The sequence below is a fragment of the Kluyvera sichuanensis genome, assembly GCF_040930405.1.
Classification (GTDB): Bacteria; Pseudomonadota; Gammaproteobacteria; order Enterobacterales; family Enterobacteriaceae; genus Kluyvera; species Kluyvera sichuanensis.
In genome coordinates this window covers 3,080,435-3,102,457 of sequence record NZ_CP162271.1, presented here as the reverse complement: position 1 = coordinate 3,102,457, position 22,023 = coordinate 3,080,435, and the positions used below count along the sequence as shown (strand labels likewise).

Annotated in this window: 21 protein-coding genes and 1 other RNA gene; 10 read left to right on the top strand and 12 right to left on the bottom strand. The window is 53.6% G+C overall.

What is annotated here, in order from left to right; translation table 11 throughout:
- Positions 1–17: 17 nt before the first annotated feature.
- The 6 genes from gatA to AB2B48_RS14890 form a co-directional block, all read right to left on the bottom strand.
- Positions 18–482 carry a PTS galactitol transporter subunit IIA gene (gene gatA, locus AB2B48_RS14915; RefSeq protein ID WP_368299542.1) on the bottom strand — a complete coding sequence of 155 codons (465 nt, stop codon included), beginning with the start codon at positions 480–482 and terminating at the stop codon, positions 18–20.
- Positions 483–496: 14 nt separating this feature from the next.
- The gene (gatZ, locus tag AB2B48_RS14910) at positions 497–1,768 is read right to left on the bottom strand and encodes a tagatose-bisphosphate aldolase subunit GatZ (RefSeq protein WP_368299541.1); all 1,272 of its coding nucleotides are present in this window, start codon (positions 1,766–1,768) and stop codon (positions 497–499) included.
- A gap of 176 nt (positions 1,769–1,944) precedes the next feature.
- The gene (locus AB2B48_RS14905; RefSeq protein ID WP_368299540.1) at positions 1,945–2,760 is read right to left on the bottom strand and encodes an HPr family phosphocarrier protein; all 816 of its coding nucleotides are present in this window, start codon (positions 2,758–2,760) and stop codon (positions 1,945–1,947) included.
- Positions 2,761–2,770: 10 nt separating this feature from the next.
- Positions 2,771–4,183: a PTS fructose transporter subunit IIC gene (locus AB2B48_RS14900; protein ID WP_368299539.1), complete on the bottom strand. Its 1,413-nt coding sequence runs from the start codon at positions 4,181–4,183 to the stop codon at positions 2,771–2,773.
- 10 nt (positions 4,184–4,193) lie between these two features.
- A complete protein-coding gene (gene pfkB / locus AB2B48_RS14895; RefSeq protein WP_368299538.1) occupies positions 4,194–5,108 on the bottom strand; it encodes a 1-phosphofructokinase in 915 nt (304 codons plus the stop codon).
- Between the two features lie 23 nt (positions 5,109–5,131).
- Entirely contained in the window at positions 5,132–5,986 is an 855-nt protein-coding gene (locus AB2B48_RS14890; RefSeq protein ID WP_368299537.1) for a tagatose bisphosphate family class II aldolase, read from the bottom strand.
- Positions 5,987–6,302: 316 nt separating this feature from the next.
- Here AB2B48_RS14890 and AB2B48_RS14885 point away from each other — a divergent pair, with 316 nt between their 5' ends.
- Complete coding sequence (locus tag AB2B48_RS14885; RefSeq protein ID WP_368299536.1) at positions 6,303–7,136, top strand: DeoR/GlpR family DNA-binding transcription regulator; 834 nt, start codon at positions 6,303–6,305, stop codon at positions 7,134–7,136.
- 10 nt (positions 7,137–7,146) lie between these two features.
- Positions 7,147–8,100, top strand: coding sequence for a sugar kinase (locus AB2B48_RS14880; protein ID WP_368299535.1), 954 nt, complete (start codon positions 7,147–7,149; stop codon positions 8,098–8,100).
- 58 nt (positions 8,101–8,158) lie between these two features.
- Here AB2B48_RS14880 and garD read toward each other — a convergent pair whose 3' ends face one another.
- Positions 8,159–9,730 (bottom strand): galactarate dehydratase, encoded by a 1,572-nt coding sequence (garD, locus tag AB2B48_RS14875; protein ID WP_368299534.1) that lies wholly within the window; start codon positions 9,728–9,730, stop codon positions 8,159–8,161.
- Between the two features lie 413 nt (positions 9,731–10,143).
- Between garD and AB2B48_RS14870 the strand changes: the two genes are divergently transcribed.
- The 7 genes from AB2B48_RS14870 to AB2B48_RS14840 all read left to right on the top strand — a co-directional run bounded on the left by AB2B48_RS14870 (position 10,144) and on the right by AB2B48_RS14840 (position 18,052).
- Positions 10,144–11,484 (top strand): MFS transporter, encoded by a 1,341-nt coding sequence (locus AB2B48_RS14870; RefSeq protein ID WP_185667857.1) that lies wholly within the window; start codon positions 10,144–10,146, stop codon positions 11,482–11,484.
- Positions 11,485–11,510: 26 nt separating this feature from the next.
- Positions 11,511–12,281 (top strand): 2-dehydro-3-deoxyglucarate aldolase, encoded by a 771-nt coding sequence (gene garL / locus AB2B48_RS14865; RefSeq protein ID WP_220440907.1) that lies wholly within the window; start codon positions 11,511–11,513, stop codon positions 12,279–12,281.
- A 30-nt stretch (positions 12,282–12,311) separates the two neighbouring features.
- Entirely contained in the window at positions 12,312–13,202 is an 891-nt protein-coding gene (gene garR / locus AB2B48_RS14860) for a 2-hydroxy-3-oxopropionate reductase (protein WP_185667859.1), read from the top strand.
- 95 nt (positions 13,203–13,297) lie between these two features.
- Positions 13,298–14,443: a glycerate 2-kinase gene (garK, locus tag AB2B48_RS14855; RefSeq protein WP_368299533.1), complete on the top strand. Its 1,146-nt coding sequence runs from the start codon at positions 13,298–13,300 to the stop codon at positions 14,441–14,443.
- A gap of 32 nt (positions 14,444–14,475) precedes the next feature.
- Positions 14,476–14,856, top strand: an RNA gene (rnpB, locus tag AB2B48_RS14850) — RNase P RNA component class A.
- A 546-nt stretch (positions 14,857–15,402) separates the two neighbouring features.
- Entirely contained in the window at positions 15,403–16,728 is a 1,326-nt protein-coding gene (locus AB2B48_RS14845) for a hypothetical protein (RefSeq protein WP_368299532.1), read from the top strand.
- Between the two features lie 19 nt (positions 16,729–16,747).
- Positions 16,748–18,052 (top strand): serine dehydratase subunit alpha family protein, encoded by a 1,305-nt coding sequence (locus tag AB2B48_RS14840; protein ID WP_368299531.1) that lies wholly within the window; start codon positions 16,748–16,750, stop codon positions 18,050–18,052.
- A gap of 33 nt (positions 18,053–18,085) precedes the next feature.
- On the opposite strand, the gene AB2B48_RS14835 is transcribed toward AB2B48_RS14840, so the two are convergent.
- Positions 18,086–18,247 (bottom strand): hypothetical protein, encoded by a 162-nt coding sequence (locus tag AB2B48_RS14835; RefSeq protein ID WP_185667863.1) that lies wholly within the window; start codon positions 18,245–18,247, stop codon positions 18,086–18,088.
- Positions 18,248–18,273: 26 nt separating this feature from the next.
- A complete protein-coding gene (locus AB2B48_RS14830; protein ID WP_185667864.1) occupies positions 18,274–18,975 on the bottom strand; it encodes a pirin family protein in 702 nt (233 codons plus the stop codon).
- A gap of 104 nt (positions 18,976–19,079) precedes the next feature.
- On the opposite strand from AB2B48_RS14830, the gene AB2B48_RS14825 reads away from it, so the two are divergent.
- Complete coding sequence (locus AB2B48_RS14825) at positions 19,080–19,976, top strand: LysR family transcriptional regulator (protein WP_185667865.1); 897 nt, start codon at positions 19,080–19,082, stop codon at positions 19,974–19,976.
- Between the two features lie 75 nt (positions 19,977–20,051).
- Here the strand turns inward: AB2B48_RS14825 and AB2B48_RS14820 are convergent, their stop codons facing one another.
- From AB2B48_RS14820 to AB2B48_RS14810, 3 genes are all read right to left on the bottom strand, one after another.
- Positions 20,052–20,417, bottom strand: coding sequence for a DUF805 domain-containing protein (locus AB2B48_RS14820; protein ID WP_185667866.1), 366 nt, complete (start codon positions 20,415–20,417; stop codon positions 20,052–20,054).
- Positions 20,418–20,546: 129 nt separating this feature from the next.
- Positions 20,547–21,533: a glutathione S-transferase family protein gene (locus AB2B48_RS14815; protein ID WP_220440909.1), complete on the bottom strand. Its 987-nt coding sequence runs from the start codon at positions 21,531–21,533 to the stop codon at positions 20,547–20,549.
- A 70-nt stretch (positions 21,534–21,603) separates the two neighbouring features.
- On the bottom strand, positions 21,604–21,996 hold the full coding sequence (locus AB2B48_RS14810) for a DoxX family protein (protein ID WP_064542109.1): 393 nt from the start codon (positions 21,994–21,996) through the stop codon (positions 21,604–21,606).
- Positions 21,997–22,023: the final 27 nt, after the last annotated feature.

The window sequence follows — 22,023 nt, the reverse complement described above, 5'->3', positions numbered from 1 at the left end:
TTATTATCAGTTTCTTATCAAGCCTGATTGCACAGCTCAGGCTCGAGGATGGTTTCCCGAAAACACGCAGCGAGCTCAGCATCAGGGGCGCTCAGCAAGGCGTCGAGGGTGTTAGGGTTTTGCAGCTCACTAAACAGACGTCGCAGTAGCTTCAACTGCGCCGTCGGATTTTCTACAATCAGGGCGATAATCAACGAGACGCCAATTTCCGCGTCATCATCCGCTTGCTGAAAATGTACCGGTTTATCCGGGCGAATCAGATAAATAGCGGGCGACCTGGCATGCGTCGCCTCACAGTGCGGGATCGCCACCGCATGGCGCTCCAGCGCAATCCCGGTAGGGAATACGGCTTCTCGTTCGAGCAACGCCAGCGGATAGCTATCGTGTACCACCCCTTTCGCCAGCATCTCCTCACCAATGTGCGTCAGCGCTTCCTGGCACGTGTTGAACTCAATTCCGGTACGGACAAATAGTTGGCTCATAGGGGCTCCTTTTATCAGGCGGCTTCGGCTACGCAACCGAAACGGTATGCGCGCAGAACGTCCTGGATCTTGTCGATAATGAGGTTATGGGGCGTGGCAGTCAGGGTGCCTGCGGACAGGCGCTCAAACTGCATTGGTAAGTACTGACTAATCAGCCCCAGCGGTAGCGATACGTCATCCAGGTTGGTAATTAACTTCTCTACGCTTTGGCGGATACGCGGATGCGGCCAGTAATAGCGAATGCGGTCGGACAGGCTGAAATGGATATCGACCATCGCCTGGCTCCAGGTTGGACGATAGTACTTTTTCCAGTAACCCGGTTCGTTGAGCATGACTTCGTCAATCACTTCCAGTACGTGGCTACGCTGCTCCGGGGAAACCAGTTGCATTTCCATTTGCGCCAACGCAAAGATGGCTTCACGAAGGGCGAAGGTGAGCGCGGGGCCGACTTTCAAAATGGCGTAGTGGTCACGGACCAACGAGCGGTAGGCCTGACGAGTTTGATAATCGGTGGAGTGCGCTTCATAGACCATTGGCGTCTTTCTGACCCAGGCGGACAGCGCTTCGGCCGCATTGGGCTGATAGTGGATAATTTGGGTATGGTCAAACTCAACGCCAGGTTGAACCACGATAGCGATAACGCGTTCCAGCGCGGTTTCAAGACCTAAGGCCCGGAAGGCGGCCTCATGGGTTTCCAACGTCCGCGCGGCATCTTCCTCGCGGGTCACGTGAACGGTGCCGATGGTACTGGCTTCACCGCCGGGAACCGGAACCTCGGTGCCGATAACGTAGGTCAGTTGGCGTTTTTGGTCATCGGTTGCCGTCTCTTCTGCTGCCTGGCAAAGGATCGCCGCGCGCTGGGCAACAACGGCGGGATCGAGCGGGGTGGGATCGTCCGCGCAGGACATGGATGCATCGAGGTGAATTTTGCTAAAGCCCGCGGCGACGTAGGCTTTAATCAGGTCGACGGATTTCTCCATCGCCTCTGCGGCGGTTTCATCTTGCCAGCAGTTTGGACCAAGGTGATCGCCGCCGAGGATCAGTCTGTCACGCGGGAAGCCGACTTCCTGCGCGATGTTGTAGACGAAGTCGCGGAAATCAGCTGGCTTCATACCGGTGTAGCCCCCAAATTGATTGACCTGATTAGAGGTGGCTTCAATCAGCACTTTTTGGTCGCTGTGAAGATCGAAACGTAACGCAGCTTCAATCACCAGGGGATGTGCAGAACATACTGAACAGATACCGATGTGCTCACCTGCTTTGTGTCTGGAAATTATATCTTTCATTTTAACCCTCCGTTTTCTTTCGAATATATTCGTTATGTTTTGTTTTCATCGCAAACACCTTTGTTTTGTTTTGTGATCTTTCTCTGAAAAACGGGGGATAACAGGAAAAACAGAAATTTCAGGCATGAAAAAAACGCCCTGGCGTTAACGGCAGAGCGTAAGTAATGTTATGAAAACTAACTAAATAATCTGGAAATCCAGCTGCGGCGGTCTTTTGTTATTGGCTGAGAGCCCTGCTGAGGCTGGGCAGCAATTTCGCCAAGACCGGCATCAAATGCGCTGCCAATAGCACAAAGCGCCTGATGAGCATCATCTCCGCTGGCCATAAAGTGCAGTCGATGCCCCTGCTTTGCCCCTAGCGATACGACGCGCATTAAATTTTTGGCATCGACAATGGCGGATTGGGTATCGAGGTTTTCCACGCGTATTTGCGATTGCCACTGCTTTACCGCTTTCACTAGCACTGCACTGGGACGTGCGTGCAGGCCGTGTGGGTTACGCAGCGTGAAGGTCGCATCTTCATCGAATACCGGCGGTGGCTCTACTTCGTCACCTTCGGCAGGGGCAATCTTCCCGGCAAGAATATCCAGTACCGCCTGCGCATTTTCTGCTCGAGAGAGGGCCTCAGGGACACGATCGTCACTCAGGGCGTGGGTGAGTTGACGCAGGATATCCAGATGCTCGTTATCCTGTGCTGCAATACCGACAATCAGATAGGCAGTCTGCGCCTCTCCCCAATCTACGCCCTGCGGGCAGGCCAGCACTTTTACTCCTGTTTCCAGCACCGCATCGCGACTCTGCGGTGTACCATGAGGGATAGCGATACCGTTCCCCAGATAGGTACTTATTTGCCCTTCACGGTCGCGCATCCCTTGCAGGTATGTGGGCCGGGTATGCCCGGCGTCGGTGAGCGCACCGACAACATGGGTGAGTGCTTCGTCTTTCGTTTTAATCTGGTGATTGAAATGGATATCGGCAAGAGTCAGTTGCATAGCGCTTTCCTTATTTAATCGCGTTGGCCAGCGCCACCGCTTCCTGAGAACGTTTTTGCCATAACCGCCAGCATCCCAGCATGACTGCACCGCAGACGGAACCCGCGAGGATACACAGCACCCAGGTCAACGGTTTATTGACCAACGGTAGGATTAAGAAACCGCCGTGCGGTGCCGGAACCTCAATATGCAGGCTGTAGCTGAGAACCGCTGAAATAGAGGAAGCAATCATCATCATCGGGATGACGCGTAGCGGATCTTTTGCGGCAAACGGGATTGCCCCTTCGGTAATGTGCGTACAACCGAGGATATAGTTCACCATGCCCGCGGCACGCTCTTCCTCGCTAAAACCTTTCGGGAAGAAGGTGGTGGCTAAGGCGATGACCAGCGGCGGAGTGATGCAGGCCGCAGAAACGCCAGCCATAAAGAAGAAATTCCCCTGGCCGAGCAACAAGGTGCCGGTGACGTAGGCAGCCTTATTGACCGGGCCGCCAAAGTCGAAGGAGCACATTGCGCCGACGACAATGCCAAGCAGAATTGGGTTGGCCTGCTGTAACGAACTCAGCCAACTCATCATGCCGTTGTTGATGGCCGCAACGGGTTTACCGAGCAGCACCATCAGCACGCCAATCACCAGTACACCAACCAGCGGCATAATAAAGATGGATTTCAGCCCTTCATACTGACGCGGTAGTCCGTTGAGCAGGTTTCGAACCAGCAGCATAAAATAGCCTGCGGCAAACCCCGCTATGATCCCGCCGAGGAAGCCCGCGCCGGTGGCGTTTGCCAGTAAACCACCGACGAAACCGGCCACCATGCCTGGGCGACCGGAAATCGACCAGGCAATATAGGCGGTAAAGACCGGCACCATAATGGAAAAGGCCTGTTGGCCGACTTTCATCAGCGTGGAGGCAATCACGTTATACTGTGGCGAATTTGGGTCGGCAGAATAGATCCCCCACAGGAAGGAGATTGCAATCAGGATCCCGCCTGCGACGACAAAAGGCAGCATATTTGATACGCCGCTCATTAGATGTTTATAAATCTGGCGTCCAAATGACTCCTGCTCGTATTTATCTACATCTTCTGAAGATGAAGTGGTTCCTTGACGCCGCGTTGCCTGGCCGCTGATAACTTTATTAATTAAATCAGCAGGGTGATGAATTGCTTCTTTTACTGGCACTTCAATGACTGGGAGGCCATTAAAACGCTCGGCATTAACATCTTTATCTGCGGCAACAATAACACCGTAAATATTTTTAAGATCGTCAGGAGTTATGGGGTTTTCAACTCCTGACGCCCCATTGGTTTCCACTTTAATTTCAATATTTAGTTTTTTTGCTGCGGTTTTTAAGGCTTCTTCAGCCATAAAAGTATGGGCAATACCTGTAGGGCAGCCGGTAACTGCAATAATCTTTTTCATAATCGGACCTTTATAATTGGACGATTTGAACCTGTTGTTGTAATTCTTCTGTGCGGTTGAGCTTGCCAAGGCCTGCGGAGCTTGCGACGTCGGCACCGGTTGCGCTGGCAAGCGTGAGCGCGTGGCTGACATCGTCGTCGTTGAGCCATTTACTTAAGAATGCGCCAAGCGCAGCATCCCCTGCGCAGGCCGAACTGACGAGTTCGACCTCCGGAGCAGAGCAGAACCACAACTCCGCTCCATTGGAGAAATAGAGCCCTTTTGCCCCTAGCGTAAGCAGCACGTTACGGGCGCCGAGTTGGTGTAGCATCAGCATGGCTTCACGAACTTGCTGCGCGTTGTCGACCTCGAGATCAAATATATCCTTCAATTCATCGTCATTGGGTTTGATCAGTAATGGCTGGAATTCAAGCAGCTGTCGTAGCGAGGGATGGCTTATATCCAGAATAATTTCACAGCCCTTCTGCTGGCACAGCGCCATAATCTCAGCATAGAAGCGACTTTCAATGCCTGGTGGCAAGCTGCCGCTAATAACTAAGTAATCTCCGGGAGCTACGCAATCTAAATGATGAATAACCTGTTGTTTACAGTCATCATCAATTCTGGCTCCAGGGTTAACTAATTTATATTCATCATTTCCATCATTAATAAATATATTAATGCGTGTTGGCTCAGATACCCAGGCAGGGGTCACTTTTATCGACTGCTTACGTAGCTCTTCAACAATATACCGACCGGTAAATCCACCAAATATTCCCATCACATGCGTGGGTTGTTGGAAATGGTTAAGTACCAGAGAAACATTAACGCCTTTCCCATTTGGGCAGTATTCTGTGTGTTGCGTTCGATTCACTGTTGAAGGCTGTAATGAACCGCAAAAGATATTCATATCGATAGCGGTGTTTAGCGTCAGGGTGTGGATCACGACAAAGCTCCTTGCGCCGGATTTTACAGTTGCCCTTCGCAACCGCAGACGTGAATGACCTTACGAACAACTTCTTTCATCGCTTCTTTTGCAGGCTTCATATAATGACGTGGATCGTTAGCGTCAGGCTTATCAATAAAGTACTGTTTCAGCGCGTCAGAGAAGGCAATTTTCAGTTCGGTAGCCACGTTAACTTTGCACACACCCAGTGAAATGGCCCGGCGGATATCACTGTCCGGCAAGCCTGAAGCGCCGTGCAGCACCAGCGGAACTTCAACACGGTCACGAATGGCAGCCAGTCGCTCAAAGTCGAGTTTCGGTTCGGCTGCATACATCCCGTGGGCGGTGCCGATAGCCACAGCCAGCGAGTCAATACCGGTACGGGCGACAAATTCACGCGCCTGCTCTGGGTTGGTGTAAAGCGCATCTTTTGCGTCAACGATCAGATCATCTTCCACGCCGCCCAGGCGGCCTAATTCGGCCTCTACGCTGGCATCGTAGCGGTGGCTAAGCTCAACGACGTTTTTCACCAACGCAATATTTTCTTCGAATGGGGAATGAGACCCATCGATCATTACCGAGCGGATCCCTGCCTGTACCTTATGAGTGATATCGGCAAGATCTTCATGATGATCAAGATGTAGCGCCAGCGGATGATCCCAAAGCTTTGCCAGATCCCTGGCAATCGCCACAACGTTGCCGGTGCCAGCATAGCTGTAAGTTCCTGGGGTGCCGGCCAGGATCAACGGCGAGCGAAGTTCAGCGGCGGTTTCCACGACGACCTGCATTGTTTCCAGATTGTGGATGTTAAAAGCGGGAACGGCATAGCCTTTGCGTTGAGCTTTTAACAACATGTTTTTACTAGAGATGATGTACATATTCGACCCTTTGTTTTCAAAATTAAAGTTAAATCGTGCTTTACTCCTTCGTTTTGAAAGTAATGTAGCGATCGTTCTGCGGATACGTTGTGATCAAACGCACACAACGATGAATTGATTTTAAAAATGAAAGTTAAGATTTATTTTTTGTTTTCGTTTGTAAGTTATGTTTTAAATAAATAAAAATTTTCAATTTATTGAAATATATGACTTTTATTGTTTTGTAAAAGCGCTGTACCATCGAGTTGTTTGACAATAGATAATGAAAATTTAAAAATGAAAGTTATTCCTTGAGATGAAAATAGGGCATAACACTGTGGCAAAACCGTCAACCAGCCTGCTGAAAAGACGCTTAGATATTGCAGAGATCGTCCGTAAGAACGGAGAGATTAAGGTCGACGATCTGGCTGAGATGCTTGCTGTTTCTGGAGTCACCATCCGTAATGACCTGAACTATCTTGAGCAGCAAGGCTACCTGAAACGCTCATTTGGTGGTGCAATTTATACTGCGCAGCAGGGCGCGCCGACTGCTCAGCAGAGGGAACCTGTCACTGCTGTCGTTGATAAAGCGCTGGAAACTGAAATTGCACGCCAGGTTGCTTCGTTCATTGATGATGGGGAGACGGTTTTTTTAGGCCCTGGCTCTACCTTACGAAAGGTGATTCCTTTTCTTGCTGGCAATGAAGAGCTTTGCCTGCTCATGAACGATCTCGCGCATGTTCCTTTCGCTCAGGAGTTTCTTAACGGGGAAAGCGTACTTCTCGGTGGTGTTATTAGTCGTGAAGGCAACGAAATCGAGGGAGAAATGGTGGTAAGTGCGCTCCGTCATTATCGTCCTTCCCGAGCGTTGATTGCTGTCGATCATATTGCTGAAGACGGTACGCTAAGCGTTAGAAACGAAATGCGAGCGCGACTGCTTCATGAAGCTGTGGCGCAAAGTGAACGCATGATAGCAGTGGTTGCTGGGCGGCCCGTTTACGGTGAAAAACGCTATGCTGTGGGGGAATTACAGCAAATCAGCGGCATTGTGACGCCACAGGTTGTGGCTGCTGAATATCATGCCCGTTTTCTCACGGCAGGGCTGACCAATAGCTATACCAACAATGAATGCCTGACATGGCTCAACCCTGCGTTGCAAAAAGCGAAGTGAAGGAGCGGTGATGAACGTGACCATTTGTACCATCGGTGAGCTGTTGGTGGAGTTCCTCGCCAAGAAAGAAAATCAGGGTTTCTCGCAACCTGGAGAATTTTGGGGGCCCTATCCCAGTGGTGCGCCAGCCATTTTTGCCGATCAGGTGGCGAAGTTAGGTTTTGGTTCCGTATTGTTTAGCTGCGTAGGAAGCGATGCCTTTGGTGAAATGAACATTGCCCGGCTGGAAAAGGACGGCGTCAACGTGAGTGGAATCGCAATGCTGCAGAAGGCGACGACCGGGAGCGCCTTTGTGAGCTACCGTAACCAGGCGCAGCGTGATTTTATCTTCAACATGCCCAATAGCGCTTGTGGGTTGCTGACGGCGGAGCATATTGACGAGACGTTATTAAATCAGTGCAACCATTTCCACATCATGGGATCATCGCTGTTCTCTTTTCGCATCATCGATGCCATGCGCAAAGCGATTGAGAATGTGAAATCTCGTAACGGCACGGTCTCGTTCGACCCCAATATTCGCAAAGAGATGCTCAATATTCCGGAGATGTCTCAGGCCTTTGAATACATTCTTGATTACACCGATATCTTTTTACCCAGTGATGGTGAATTGGATTATTTTGGGCTTAACCGTGGGCGCGATGAACAGGTGTTAGTCGACAAGTTGCTAAAACGCGGCGTGAAGCATGTGGTCATTAAACGAGGCCCGCGAGGTGCCAGCTATTTCAGCGCTGAGGAAACCCACCATGTCGCAGGCTTTAATGTCCCTGTGATTGATCCAACTGGTGCAGGAGACTGTTTTGGTGCGACGTTTGTGAGCCTGTTCTTGTCTGGCGTTCAGCCGCCAGAAGCGCTGAAGTGGGCTAATGCGAGTGGATCGCTGGCGATAGCGCAGCGTGGCCCAATGGAAGGAACGTCAACGCGCGCGCAAATTGAAGCATTCTTCGCACAACATCATGCCGCATAAAAAATGCGGGAGGTACAATGACCTCCCGCAGGACTTATTCTAACCGCCGTGTTGAATATCAAGTCACCGGTGCCGGGTTAAACACCGCCAGCTGGTTATGCAGCCCCCACTGATCCGAGAAGGTTTTCTTCCGCCCGCTCGCCACGTCGAGAATAAACTCAAACAGCTTGGTGCCAACATCCTCAATGGTCTCTTCGCCTGTCGCAATGGTTCCGGCGTTAATATCCATTAAGTCATACCAGCGGTTCGCCAGCTCGGTGCGGGTCGCCATCTTAATCACCGGCACCGCCATCAGGCCGTAAGGCGTACCGCGGCCGGTGGTGAAGACCTGAACGGTAATGCCGGAGGCCACCTGTTGGGTGCCGCAGACGAAATCGCTTGCCGGGGTGGCGGCATAAATCAGGCCGCGTTTGGTCGGGCGCTGGCCCGGTGATAGCACTTCCACAATGGCGCTCTTGCCTGATTTGGCGATAGAGCCCAGCGCTTTTTCTACCACGTTTGCCAGACCGCCTTTCTTGTTGCCCGGAGACGGGTTGGCGCTGCGGTCGGTTTGGCCCATATCGAGGTAGTTATCGTACCAGGCCATCTCTTCCAGTAGGCGTTTACCGACCTCTTCGTTGATAGCGCGTGGGGTGAGCAGGTGGATCGCATCACGTACTTCGGTGACTTCCGAGAACATGACGGTTGCGCCGCAGCGTACCAGCAGATCAGACGCGTAGCCCACCGCTGGGTTGGCGGTGACGCCGGAAAAGGCATCGCTGCCGCCGCACTGCATCCCAACGACCAGTTCCGATGCCGGGCAAGTTTCACGCTGGCGTTTATTGAGTTTTTCCAGGTGGCGTTCAGCTACCTGCAGAATGTCGTCGACCATCGATCTAAAGCCGACATGCTGTTCGTCCTGCAGGCGCACAATGCTGGCGCTGTCGACCGGGATGCTCTGTACATCTTCGGTGCCCTGCAGCAGGCGTTCGGGCTGCAGTTTTTCGCAGCCGAGGCCGACCACCATCACTTCGCCGCCAAAGTTCGGGTTCAGGGCGATGTTATGAATGGTACGAATGGGCACGATGGCCGCCGGGGCGTTAATCGCCACGCCGCAGCCGTACAGGTGGTTAAGGCCTACCACGCCGTCGACGTTCGGGTATTTTGGCAGCAGATCGCGTTCAATAATTTTGACCACGTAATCCACCACGCCGGCCACGCAGTGCACGCTGGTGGAGATGCCCAGCAGGTTTTTGGTACCGACGCTGCCGTCGGCGTTGCGGTAGCCTTCGAAGGTGTAGCCTTCCAGCGGCGGCAGCGCTTCCGGCACTTTGGTGGCCAGCGGGAGCGTGTTCAACGGCGGTGCTTCCGGCAGAATGACCGTGGACTCATCAATCCAGCTGCCCTTCACGATATCGCGAACGGCATAGCCGATGACCTCGCCGTAGCGGATAATTTCGCCGTGTTCGGGAATATCCACCAGAGCCACTTTATGCCCCTGGGGAATATGCTCAATTAATTCCAGACCATCAGGAAAACGTGTTCCTGCTTTTAATCCGTTATCGTTAACAATAATCGCCACATTATCAGTGTCGTGCACTTTAATATAAAAGGCAGTCGGCGATTCTTGTCTGATTTCAATGTTAGCCATTGTCCAGTATTCTCCAGCCAGCGGGGCAAAAAATAAAAGATATAAGTGTCAGGGTTTTCATTATTGAAAATAAGAACACTTTGATTATGGAATAAAGCATGTCAGGTGTTGAAGTTTAAAAATGTGATTGAGATCACTTATTATTGTGATGCCCCGTGGCGCAAGGGTATCAAAGCGTGAAATTGTGCATCAGCGCCCAGTGTTATGTGCATATGTATAATTAAAAGATTTTTAAAAGCGTTGAGATTGTGTGTTTGCACAATGTATGGCGCTGGTTTCCTGATTATACTGAATCCCGATTTCATAGTGTCTTATTGGTTTATTTAGTCGCTTGTTATCAATTAATAATCAGCGAAATATGCCTTAATAATAAAAATACAATTAAGGTGCTCTGTACCCCCGAGGATAATAAAATGATACATGATACTGCTGATGTTTCTGGATCAACGAAAGGAATGCCGACTCGTTATTTAATTTTGTTAGTTATTTTTATTGTTACGGCCGTTAACTATGCTGACCGCGCCACGCTCTCCATTGCCGGTACATCGGTGGCGAAAGAGCTGGGGCTGAGCGCGGTAGAAATGGGGTATATCTTCTCTGCGTTCGGTTGGGCTTATTTGCTCATGCAGATCCCCGGTGGTTGGTTACTGGATAAATTTGGTTCGAAGAAAGTGTACACCTACAGCCTGTTCTTCTGGTCGCTGTTCACTTTCCTGCAGGGCTTTGTTGGCTTCTTCCCATTAGCGTGGGCAGGCGTCTCCATGTTCTTTATGCGCTTTATGCTGGGCTTCTCCGAAGCACCATCTTTCCCAGCGAACGCCCGTATCGTGGCGGCCTGGTTCCCGACTAAAGAGCGTGGCACCGCGTCCGCTATCTTTAACTCTGCGCAGTATTTTTCGTTAGCGTTGTTCTCTCCACTGCTGGGCTGGCTGACCTTTGCCTGGGGCTGGGAACACGTCTTTACCGTGATGGGGGCGATTGGCTTCGTGCTGACCGGGATGTGGGTGAAGTTTGTTCATAACCCGACTGACCATCCGCGTATGTCTAAAGATGAGCTGAAGTTTATTGCGGATAACGGTGCTGTGGTCGATATGGACCATAAAAAGCCGGGCAGCGATGCGGCAAAAGGTCCGAAGCTGGAGTACATCAAGCAGTTACTCAGCAGCCGTATGATGTTAGGTATCTTCTTTGGTCAGTACTTCCTGAACACCATTACCTGGTTCTTCCTCACCTGGTTCCCGATTTACCTGGTGCAGGATAAAGGGATGTCGATTCTGAAAGTAGGGCTGGTGGCATCTATCCCGGCGCTGTGTGGCTTTGCCGGTGGCGTGCTGGGCGGTCTGTTCTCTGACTACTTGATCCGCCGTGGCTGTACGCTGACCTTTGCTCGTAAGCTGCCTATCGTGCTGGGCATGCTGTTGGCATCGACGATTATTCTGTGTAACTACACCGATAACACCGCGCTGGTGGTAACCCTGATGGCGCTGGCATTCTTCGGTAAAGGCTTTGGCGCACTCGGCTGGCCGGTTATCTCCGATGTGGCACCGAAAGAGATTGTTGGGCTGTGCGGCGGGCTGTTTAACGTCTTCGGCAACGTGGCGTCTATCGTCACTCCGCTGGTGATTGGCTATATCGTGAGTGAGCTGCACTCCTTTAATGGCGCACTGATTTTTGTAGGCTGCTCTGCGCTGATGATGATGGTTTGCTACCTGTTCGTGGTGGGCGACATCAAACGTCTGGAACTGCGTAAGTAAGCCACGACTAACTTAAGGTAATGAAAATGGATAACGCGATTTTCCCTAACAAATTCAAAGCGGCACTGGCTGCCAAACAGGTTCAGATTGGCTGCTGGTCCGCACTCTCCAGCCCAATCAGCACCGAAGTGTTAGGACTGGCCGGTTTCGACTGGCTGGTACTGGACGGTGAACATGCGCCGAACGACGTGACGACGCTCATCCCGCAGCTGATGGCCTTAAAAGGCAGCGCGAGCGCACCGGTGGTGCGTATCCCGACTAACGAGCCGGTGATTATCAAGCGCATGCTGGATATCGGTTTCTACAACTTCCTGATCCCGTTCGTAGAAACCGAAGAAGAAGCCGCGCAGGCGGTCTCCTCTACCCGCTATCCGCCAGAAGGCATTCGCGGCGTATCCGTTTCGCATCGCGGCAACATGTTTGGCACCGTGCCGGATTACTTCGCGCAGTCCAATAAGAACATCACCATCCTGGTGCAGATCGAGAGCCAGCTTGGCGTCGATAACGTTGATGCCATTGCCGCTACCGACGGCGTTGACGGTATCTTCGTCGGCCCAAGCGATTTGGCCGCGGCGTTAGGCCATCTGGGCAACGCTTCTCACCCGGAAGTGCAGCAGGCGATTCAACACATTTTCGCCCGTGCCAAAGCGCACGGTAAGCCGAGCGGCATTCTGGCACCGGTAGAAGCCGATGCGCGTCGCTATCTGGAGTGGGGCGCAACCTTTGTGGCGGTCGGCAGCGATCTGGGCGTGTTCCGCGCCGGTACGCAGAAGCTGGCTGACGCCTTCAAGAAGTAACCACCACCGAATACATACACATTTGAGGAAATGACGATGAAAGTTGGTTTTATTGGCCTGGGTATCATGGGTAAACCGATGAGTAAAAATCTGCTGAAAGCAGGTTACTCGCTGGTGGTTTCTGACCGTAATCCTGAAACGATCGCTGAAGTGATCGCCGCTGGTGCCGAAACGGCAACCACGGCAAAAGCGATTGCTGAGCAGTGTGATGTGATCATCACCATGCTGCCAAACTCCCCGCACGTGAAAGACGTGGCGCTGGGCGAAAACGGCATTATCGAAGGCGCGAAGCCGGGCACCGTGCTTATCGACATGAGTTCGATTGCTCCGCTGGCCAGCCGTGAAATTAGCGATGCGCTGAAGGCGAAGGGCGTTGAGATGCTTGATGCGCCGGTCAGCGGCGGCGAGCCAAAAGCCATCGACGGTACGCTGTCGGTGATGGTGGGCGGTGATAAAGCTATCTTCGATAAATACTACGACCTGATGAAAGCGATGGCGGGTTCGGTGGTACATACCGGCGACATCGGTGCGGGTAACGTCACCAAGCTGGCAAACCAGGTGATCGTGGCGCTGAACATTGCGGCGATGTCTGAAGCGCTGACCCTGGCGACCAAAGCGGGCGTCAACCCGGATCTGGTGTATCAGGCGATTCGCGGCGGCCTGGCGGGCAGCACCGTGCTGGACGCGAAAGCACCGATGGTGATGGATCGTAACTTCAAGCCAGGTTTCCGTATCGACCTGCATATTAAAGATCTGGCGAATGCCCTGGATACCTCGCACGGCGTTGGCGCACAGCTGCCGCTGACCGCGGCGGTGATGGAAATGATGCAGGCGCTGCGTGCCGATGGTCTGGGAACCGCTGACCATAGCGCTCTGGCATGCTATTACGAAAAGCTGGCGAAAGTGGAAGTCACTCGCTAAGGACGTTGTGCCCGGTGGCGCATTGCGTGCCGGGCTTACAGGGTAGGCCGGAGCAGTAAAACGCCCTCCGGCGTCGTGCGCTAATAGGCTCAGATATGAAAATCGTAATCGCCCCAGACTCTTATAAAGAAAGCCTTTCTGCCACCGAGGTAGCTCAGGCAATAGAAAAAGGATTTCGGGAAATCTTTCCGGAAGCGCAATTCGTGTCAGTGCCGGTCGCCGACGGTGGAGAAGGAACGGTTGAGGCGATGATTGCGGCCACGCAGGGGCGTTCGGTGACATCAACAGTCACCGGCCCGCTGGGCGAAGCCGTGGAAGCACAGTGGGGGATCTCCGGCGACGGGAATACCGCCTTTATTGAAATGGCGGCCGCAAGCGGCCTGGCCTTAGTGCCACCAGAACAGCGTAACCCGCTGATTACCACCTCTTACGGCACCGGGGAACTGATCCTCCAGGCGCTGGAGAGTGGGGTGAAGAACATTATTATCGGTATTGGCGGCAGCGCGACCAACGACGGCGGTGCCGGTATGGTGCAGGCGCTGGGCGCGAAGCTGTGCGATGCCGAAGGCAAGTCGATTGGCTTTGGCGGCGGCAGCCTGATGAGTCTTAATCACATTGATATTTCCGGCCTGGACGCCCGCCTGCAACACTGCGCGATTCGCGTAGCGTGCGATGTGACGAACCCGCTGACCGGGCCGCAGGGCGCTTCCTGCATCTTTGGCCCGCAGAAAGGGGCGACCGAGGCGATGATCGTCGAACTGGATCGCAACCTGGCCCACTATGCGGAGGCGATCAAAGCCTCGCTGCGTATCGACGTGAAAACCGTGCCGGGATCTGGCGCCGCGGGCGGAATGGGGGCGGCGCTGATGGCGTTCCTGGGCGCAGAGTTGCGCAGCGGCATTGAGATTGTGACCCAGGCGCTGAATCTGGAAGAGCATATTCACGATTGCACGCTGGTGGTCACCGGTGAAGGCCGTCTCGATAGCCAGAGCATTCACGGCAAGGTGCCGGTAGGCGTAGCCAGCGTGGCGAAGAAATACCATAAACCGGTTATCGGCATTGCCGGTAGCCTGACGCGCGATGTTGGCGTGGTGCACCAGTACGGCATTGATTCGGTATTCAGCGTGCTGAACCGTATTGGCTCGCTGGAAGAGGCGTTCCGCGATGCGGCGGAGAACATTTATCAGACCTCCCGGAACATTGCCGCCGCCATTCAGGTGGGGATGCGGATCGAAGGGTGACATCGGCGCGCAAACCCTCTATACTGCGCGCCGAAGCTGACCAGACAGTCGCCGCTTCGTCGTCGTCCTCTTCGGGGGAGACGGGCGGAGGGGAGGAAAGTCCGGGCTCCATAGGGCAAGGTGCCAGGTAACGCCTGGGGGGTGTAACAGCCCACGACCAGTGCAACAGAGAGCAAACCGCCGATGGCCCGCGCAAGCGGGATCAGGTAAGGGTGAAAGGGTGCGGTAAGAGCGCACCGCGCGGCTGGTAACAGTCCGTGGCACGGTAAACTCCACCCGGAGCAAGGCCAAATAGGGGTTCATAAGGTACGGCCCGTACTGAACCCGGGTAGGCTGCTTGAGCCAGTGAGCGATTGCTGGCCTAGATGAATGACTGTCCACGACAGAACCCGGCTTATCGGTCAGTTTCACCTCTTAAAAAACCCCGCCTCGGCGGGGTTTTTGCTTTTCGGCGCTGATTGAAGGACACGCCTTTTCAGTAGCGTTATATTCTATTTGTTTACCATATCCATACAAAAAATAGAGTTATTCACTAAATTGATGTAATGGTGTGATAACCGTCATTTTTTACCTTTCTTTAACTTCACATCTTGTTAACACGACTCATTGCGCTATCTCACAAAACCTGCGTAGCGTTCATCATCGAAGAAATCGCTATCCGATTAAAATTCCTTATAAAACAATTTATTACGATTATTATGTTGGAAGCGAAAACAACCGAAATCTCTCTTTTTTTAGTTCAAGAGAAATACATTGGTTTATTTTGCGCTAATCGTAGCAATATTTTCTACTTTCGACGTTTCTCAGCGCATGGAGTTGCAAGTTTTTTCTCCATAACCCGCGCTATCATTTTCTCACTCTAAAAAAGGCAGTGAATAAGCCTGTAATATTCGCACCATCCAGAACATCAAACTGAATTAGAACAATAAACCCCTACATACTAAGAGTGAGAATTTGTTATGGAAACAATCTCAATAGCAACCGCGCCGACGTCGTCAGCGGCCGCGCGAGCGGGCATGTCAGAAAGTGAATGGCAGGCGGCAATAAAATTCGACAGTACCGACGTTGGCTGGGTCATTATGAGTATCGGGATGGCTATCGGGGCCGGGATCGTGTTCCTACCGGTTCAGGTTGGCCTGATGGGACTGTGGGTCTTCCTGCTCTCCTCCATCGTTGGCTACCCGGCGATGTACCTGTTCCAGCGTCTGTTTATCAACACCCTGGCCGAATCGCCAGAGTGTAAAGACTACCCGAGCGTTATCAGCGGCTACCTCGGCAAAAACTGGGGGATCTTACTCGGTGCGCTCTACTTCATCATGTTGGTTATCTGGATGTTCGTCTATTCCACGGCGATCACCAACGACAGCGCCTCCTATCTGCATACCTTCGGCGTGACCGACGGATTGCTCTCCGAAAACCCGTTTTATGGCCTGGTGCTGATCTGCGTGCTGGTAGCGATATCGTCGCGCGGGGAGAAGCTGCTGTTTAAAGTCTCCAGCTTTATGGTGCTGACCAAACTGCTGGTAGTGGCGGCACTTGGGGTGTCGATGGTGGGCATGTGGCATCTGTACAACGCCGGGACGCTGCCGCCGATGGGGCTGCTGATTAAGAACGCCATCATCACGCTGCCGTTTACCCTGACCTCAATCCTGTTTATTCAAACCCTGAGCCCGATGGTTATCTCCTACCGCTCAAAGGAGAAATCTCGCGAAGTGGCGCGTCACAAGGCGCTGCGGGCGATGAACATCGCCTTCGGTATTCTGTTCGTGGTGGTCTTCTTCTACGCCGTCTCCTTTACGCTGGCGATGGGTCACGATGAAGCGGTGAAAGCTTACGAGCAGAACATCTCGGCGCTGGCGATTGCCGCCCAGTTTATTAACGGCAGCGCGGGTGCCTGGGTGACCGTGGTGAGCGTGATCCTCAATATCTTTGCTGTGATGACCGCCTTCTTCGGTGTTTATCTGGGCTTCCGCGAAGCGACGCAGGGGATCGTTATCAACCTGCTGCGCCGCAAAATGCCGGAAGAACAAATCAATCAGAAGCTGGTGCAGCGCGGGATCATGGTCTTCGCCATCCTGCTGGCCTGGAGCGCCATTGTTCTCAATGCGCCAGTGTTGAGCTTCACCTCTATCTGTAGCCCTATTTTCGGCATGGTGGGTTGTCTGATCCCGGCCTGGTTGGTCTACAAAGTCCCGGCGCTACACAAATACAAAGGCGTCTCGCTGGTGATTATCATCATTACCGGCCTGCTGCTCTGCGTCTCGCCGTTCCTGGCCTTCTCCTGATTTACGTGTGGTAATGAATATGGTTGATGTATCAATGAATCCGCTCTGGGACAACATGATTCAGGCGGTAAAACAGAACGTGAAGCCCGCAATGGGCTGCACCGAGCCGGTTTCACTGGCGTTGGCGAGCGCGATTGCGGCATCGCATCTGGCGGGCAGGGTTAGTCATATCGTGGCTAAAGTGTCGCCGAACCTGATGAAAAACGGCATGGGCGTTACCGTGCCGGGTACGGGGATGGTGGGGCTGCCGATTGCCGCCGCGCTGGGTGCGCTGGGTGGCGACGCGCAGGCCGGGCTGGAAGTGCTGAAGGGCGCGTCGGTGGAGGACATTACGGCGGCCAAGGTTCTGCTGGCGAGCGGTAAAGTGTCGGTGACGATGGAAGATCCGTGCGATGACGTGCTCTATGCCAGCGCCACGGTCTATACCCCCGATGAATCGGCGACGGTGACCATTGCCGGTGGCCATACGCGAGTGATTCGCGTAGTGAAAAATGGCGTGACGCTGCTGAATGTCAGCAATGGCGAAGGCGCAGAAGAAGAGCAGACAACATCCCTTGAAAATGTCACCCTGGAGCAGGTCGTTGAGTTTGCCGAGCAGGTGCCGTTTGAAAAGATAAGCTTTATCCTCGATGCCGCCCTGCTGAACAGCGCGCTCTCTCATGAAGGGCTGCGTGCGCCGTACGGCCTGCATATTGGCGCAACCCTGCAACGTCAGCGCGAGCGCGGGCTGCTGGCAAAAGATCTGCTGACCGACATCATGATCCGCACTTCGGCGGCCTCTGATGCACGCATGGGCGGCGCTTGCCTGCCAGCAATGAGCAACTCCGGCTCGGGCAACCAGGGCATTGCTGCGACTATGCCGGTGGTGGTAGTGGCGGAGCATCTGGGCTGCTCGCAGGAAAAAATGGCCCGCGGGCTGATTCTTTCGCACCTGACGGCTATCTATATCCATCACCAGTTGCCGATGCTGTCGGCGCTTTGTGCCGCGACCACCGCCTCGATGGGAGCGGCAGCCGGTATCTGCTGGCTTATCGACGGCAGCTACCGCAGCATCTCGATGGCCATCAGCAGCATGATCGGCGACGTCAGCGGCATTATCTGCGATGGCGCGTCTAACAGCTGCGCGATGAAGGTCTCAACCAGCGTGTCGTCGGCGTGGAAAGCGGTGCTGATGGCGCTGGATGAAACGGCGGTAACTGGAAATGAGGGGATTGTGGCAAACGATGTGGAGCAGTCGATTAGCAACCTCTGCTCGCTGGCCTGCCACTCCATGCAGCAGACGGACAAGCAGGTGATTCAGATTATGGCGAGCAAGCTCGCGTAAAAAAAAGCCCCGGTGACTGGCCGGGGCATCTTCTCAGGCGGCGTGTTCTGCTGCCTGATGACGTTCTGCTTCACAAACAATCGCTTCCAGCTCGTTCAGCATCTCTTCAAAGCCAAAGCTTTTTGGCGCGCTGACCGGCTGTGGTGCTTTAACGACGACGGCCTTGTGCTGCTTTTTGTTGTTTCGCTTACTCATTTTGTCTTCGGTGTCCCTGAAAATCGTTACACCGGTAAATCTATCAGCAAAGCGCGCAGCGGGGTATCAGCCACCAGTGTGATATTGCTCTCATCGCGGATAAACGCCCCGTCACCGCAGGTCAGAGATTGTTTTTCCGCCTCGTGAGCCAGTGCGTGAACCGTGCCATGAATCGACTGCAGATAGGCACGCGGCCCGTGCAGCTGCAGGCTGACCTGCTCGCCTTTGGCAAGCTCGATATGGTGCAGCCATACCTGCTGGCGCAGCTGCAGACTGTGCTGGCTGCCGTCCGGCGAGGCTAACAGTTGGTGATCGATCTCTTTCAGTTTGATCTTCTGCACGCGCGAGTTCTCGCGCTCAGGGCAGGCGTCGAGCCAGATTTGAATCCGGGTTAACGACTTGTCTTTACTCAGATTATGCTCGCTATAGCTGACGCCTGGCTGAGTGGCAATCAGCAGCGCTTCACCGGCTTTGGCATGAATATGGTGGCCTTCACTATCGCGATACTCCGCTTCACCTTCCAGAATCAGATTCAGAATATCGACTTTTGGATAGGTGCGTGGCTGGAATGAGGCACCCGGTGCGAGCACTTCCTGATTCAACACGCGCAGTGAGGCGTAGCCCAGCAGCTTCGGATCAAAGTAGTGCCCAAAAGAGAAGGTGTAGCGAGCCTGCAGCCAACCGAAGTCTGCCTGTCCGCACTGTTTCGCTGTTCTTGTGGTAATCATCTTCTTGACCCTCCTTTACACTAAAACAATGGTAAAGGTATGGACGCTGCATTGTTAGCCAGATATTCTGCCCGGTATGTTCAAATTTACTGAATGAGCACGCCATGGCTAAAGAGAGAGCACTGACGCTGGAAGCACTACGAGTAATGGACGCCATCGATAGACGCGGAAGCTTTGCCGCCGCGGCTGATGAGCTCGGACGCGTGCCTTCGGCATTAAGCTACACCATGCAAAAGCTGGAAGAAGAGCTGGACGTGGTTCTGTTTGACCGCTCGGGTCATCGAACAAAATTCACTAACGTGGGGCGCATGCTGCTGGAACGCGGGCGCGTGCTGCTGGAAGCCGCCGATAAGCTGACGACCGATGCCGAAGCGCTGGCTCGCGGCTGGGAAACCCATCTCACCATCGTAGCAGAAGCGCTGATCCCAACCTCTGCGCTGTTCCCGCTGGTGGAAAAGCTGGCGACCAAATCCAATACCCAACTGTCGATTATTACCGAAGTGCTGGCGGGTGCCTGGGAGCGCCTGGAGCAGGGGCGGGCGGATATCGTGATTGCGCCGGATATGCATTTCCGTTCATCGACGGAGATTAACTCCCGCAAACTCTATTCGGTGATGAACGTTTATGTTGCCGCGCCGGATCACCCTATCCATCAGGAAGCCGAACCGCTGTCGGAAGTGACGCGCGTGAAGTATCGCGGCGTGGCGATTGCCGACACCGCCCGCGAACGTCCGGTACTGACGGTACAGTTGCTGGATAAGCAACCGCGTTTGACGGTCACGTCGATGGAAGAGAAGCGCCAGGCGCTGTTAGCCGGCCTGGGCGTAGCGACTATGCCGTATCCAATGGTCGAAGAGGATATCGCGCAGGGGCGCTTACGCGTGGTGAGCCCCGAATACACCAGCGAAATTGATATCATCATGGCCTGGCGTCGCGACAGCATGGGCGAAGCGAAGTCCTGGTGTCTGCGTGAGATTCAAAAGTTGTTAACCGCGAAATAAACCCCGGAGTCGGTGCTTCGCACCTCGTCCGGGCTACCTGCAACATGTAGCCCGGACGAGCGAAGCGACCCGGGATCAGGAAAGACGCTTCGGATCCGGTCCGAAACGGTTGTCGCCAGGCGTTCCGTTCTGGCAGTTAAAGATGATGATCACAATCCAGCCAATCACCGGAATGATCAGTAGCAACAGCCACCACGCCGAGCGATCGGTGTCGTGCAGTCGGCGGAACTGCACTGCCCACCACGGAATAAAGACCAGAATGCCGTAAATAGTGGTGAGGATCCCTTCGCCGCCAGCGCGCTGCCAGCCCAGCATCTTGTCTATCACCCCCAGCACGAACGTCAAAATGACGTTCACCAGAATGAACATCCAGTACTCTTTGCGACGGGCGCGGCCGCCAAACCCAATGTAATTACGTAGAACGTTGAGATACCAATCCATTTTTATGCCTCAGTTGATCATTAATCACTTGTTTTTAAAGCGATCAAGCTAAGGATAGTCGTGAATGAAAAGGTGGTAAATATTGATGGAGTGAATTAATTGGGCATCGAGGACCGATGCCCGGTGTGCTTAGCGGAAACGCTCGTCGCGGCCGTGCGGCTCGTCCAGATCCTGCCATGGCCCGATGGAGATAATCCCGGTCGGGTTGATGGTTTTGTGGCTACGGAAGTAGTGGTTGCGGATATGGTCGAAGTCGACGGTCTCAGCAATACCCGGCATCTGGTAGATATCACGCAGGAAGCCGTGCAGATTCAGATAGTCGCTGATGCGGTGCTTATCGCACTTAAAGTGGGTCACGTAGACCGGATCGAAACGGATAAGCGTCGTCCACAGGCGAATATCGGCTTCGGTGAGCTGATTACCGGTCAGGTAGCGGTGCTGGCCGAGGATCTTCTCCAGGCGATCCAGCGAGCTAAAGACTTTCTCGACGGCATCATCATAGGCTGCCTGGCTGGTGGCGAAGCCGGCTTTATAGACCCCGTTGTTCACGGTGTCATAGATCCAACTATTCAGCTCGTCAATCTGCTCGCGCAGCGCGACCGGATAGTAATCACCCGCTTTGGCGCCCAGGGCATCAAAGGCGGTATTGAACATGCGAATGATCTCTGCAGATTCGTTGCTGACGATGGTCTGGTTCTTTTTATCCCACAGCACCGGTACGGTTACGCGCCCGGAGTAGCTGGAATCGGCATGCTGATAGAGTTGATAAAGGAACTGATGCTGATAAAGCGTATCGCCAGTGGCGGCCGGGAAATCGGCGTCGAAGGTCCAGCCGTTTTCCAGCATGAGCGGATTCACGACGGAAACCGAGATAAATGGCTCCAGCCCTTTGAGCTTACGCAGGATCAGCGTGCGGTGCGCCCACGGACAGGCAAGAGAGACGTACAGGTGATAGCGATCCTTCTCGGCGGCAAAACCACCGTTACCGGTCGGGCCTGGCTCGCCGTCGGCGGTCAGCCAGTTGCGAAATGCGGATACCGAACGCTGGAAACGTCCACCGGTGGATTTGGTGTCATACCAGACGTCCTGCCAGACGCCATCGATCAATTGTCCCATGATGTTCTCCTCCAGATAGCAAAAGCGAGGAGATATCTCCTCGCTTTTTTATTCATTCAGTATAGTGCGCTTACCACTTTTTATTCAGCACGCGGTCGATGCTGAATGCGCCTGGACCGGTGATACCCAGCAGCAGGTAGCCGCCAGCGATGGTCAGGTTTTTCATAAACATCAGCGAGTTCATGCCTTCAGCAAAGTTGCTGTGGAAGATGAAGGCGGTCAGCAGAGTGAAGCCTGCGGTGAACAGCGCGGTGGTACGAGTCAGGAAACCGAACAGAATCGCCAGACCGCCGCCAAACTCAAGCAGAATGGTCAGTGGCAGCAGGAAACCAGGGACACCCATTGCTTCCATATACTGCTGCGTACCCGCATACCCGGTGATTTTGCCCCAGCCTGCGGTGATAAACAGAATCGGCATCAGAATACGTGCGACCAGGAAACCAATATCTTCTAATTTTTTCATCTTTCTCTCCAGAGAACCTTGCGGGCA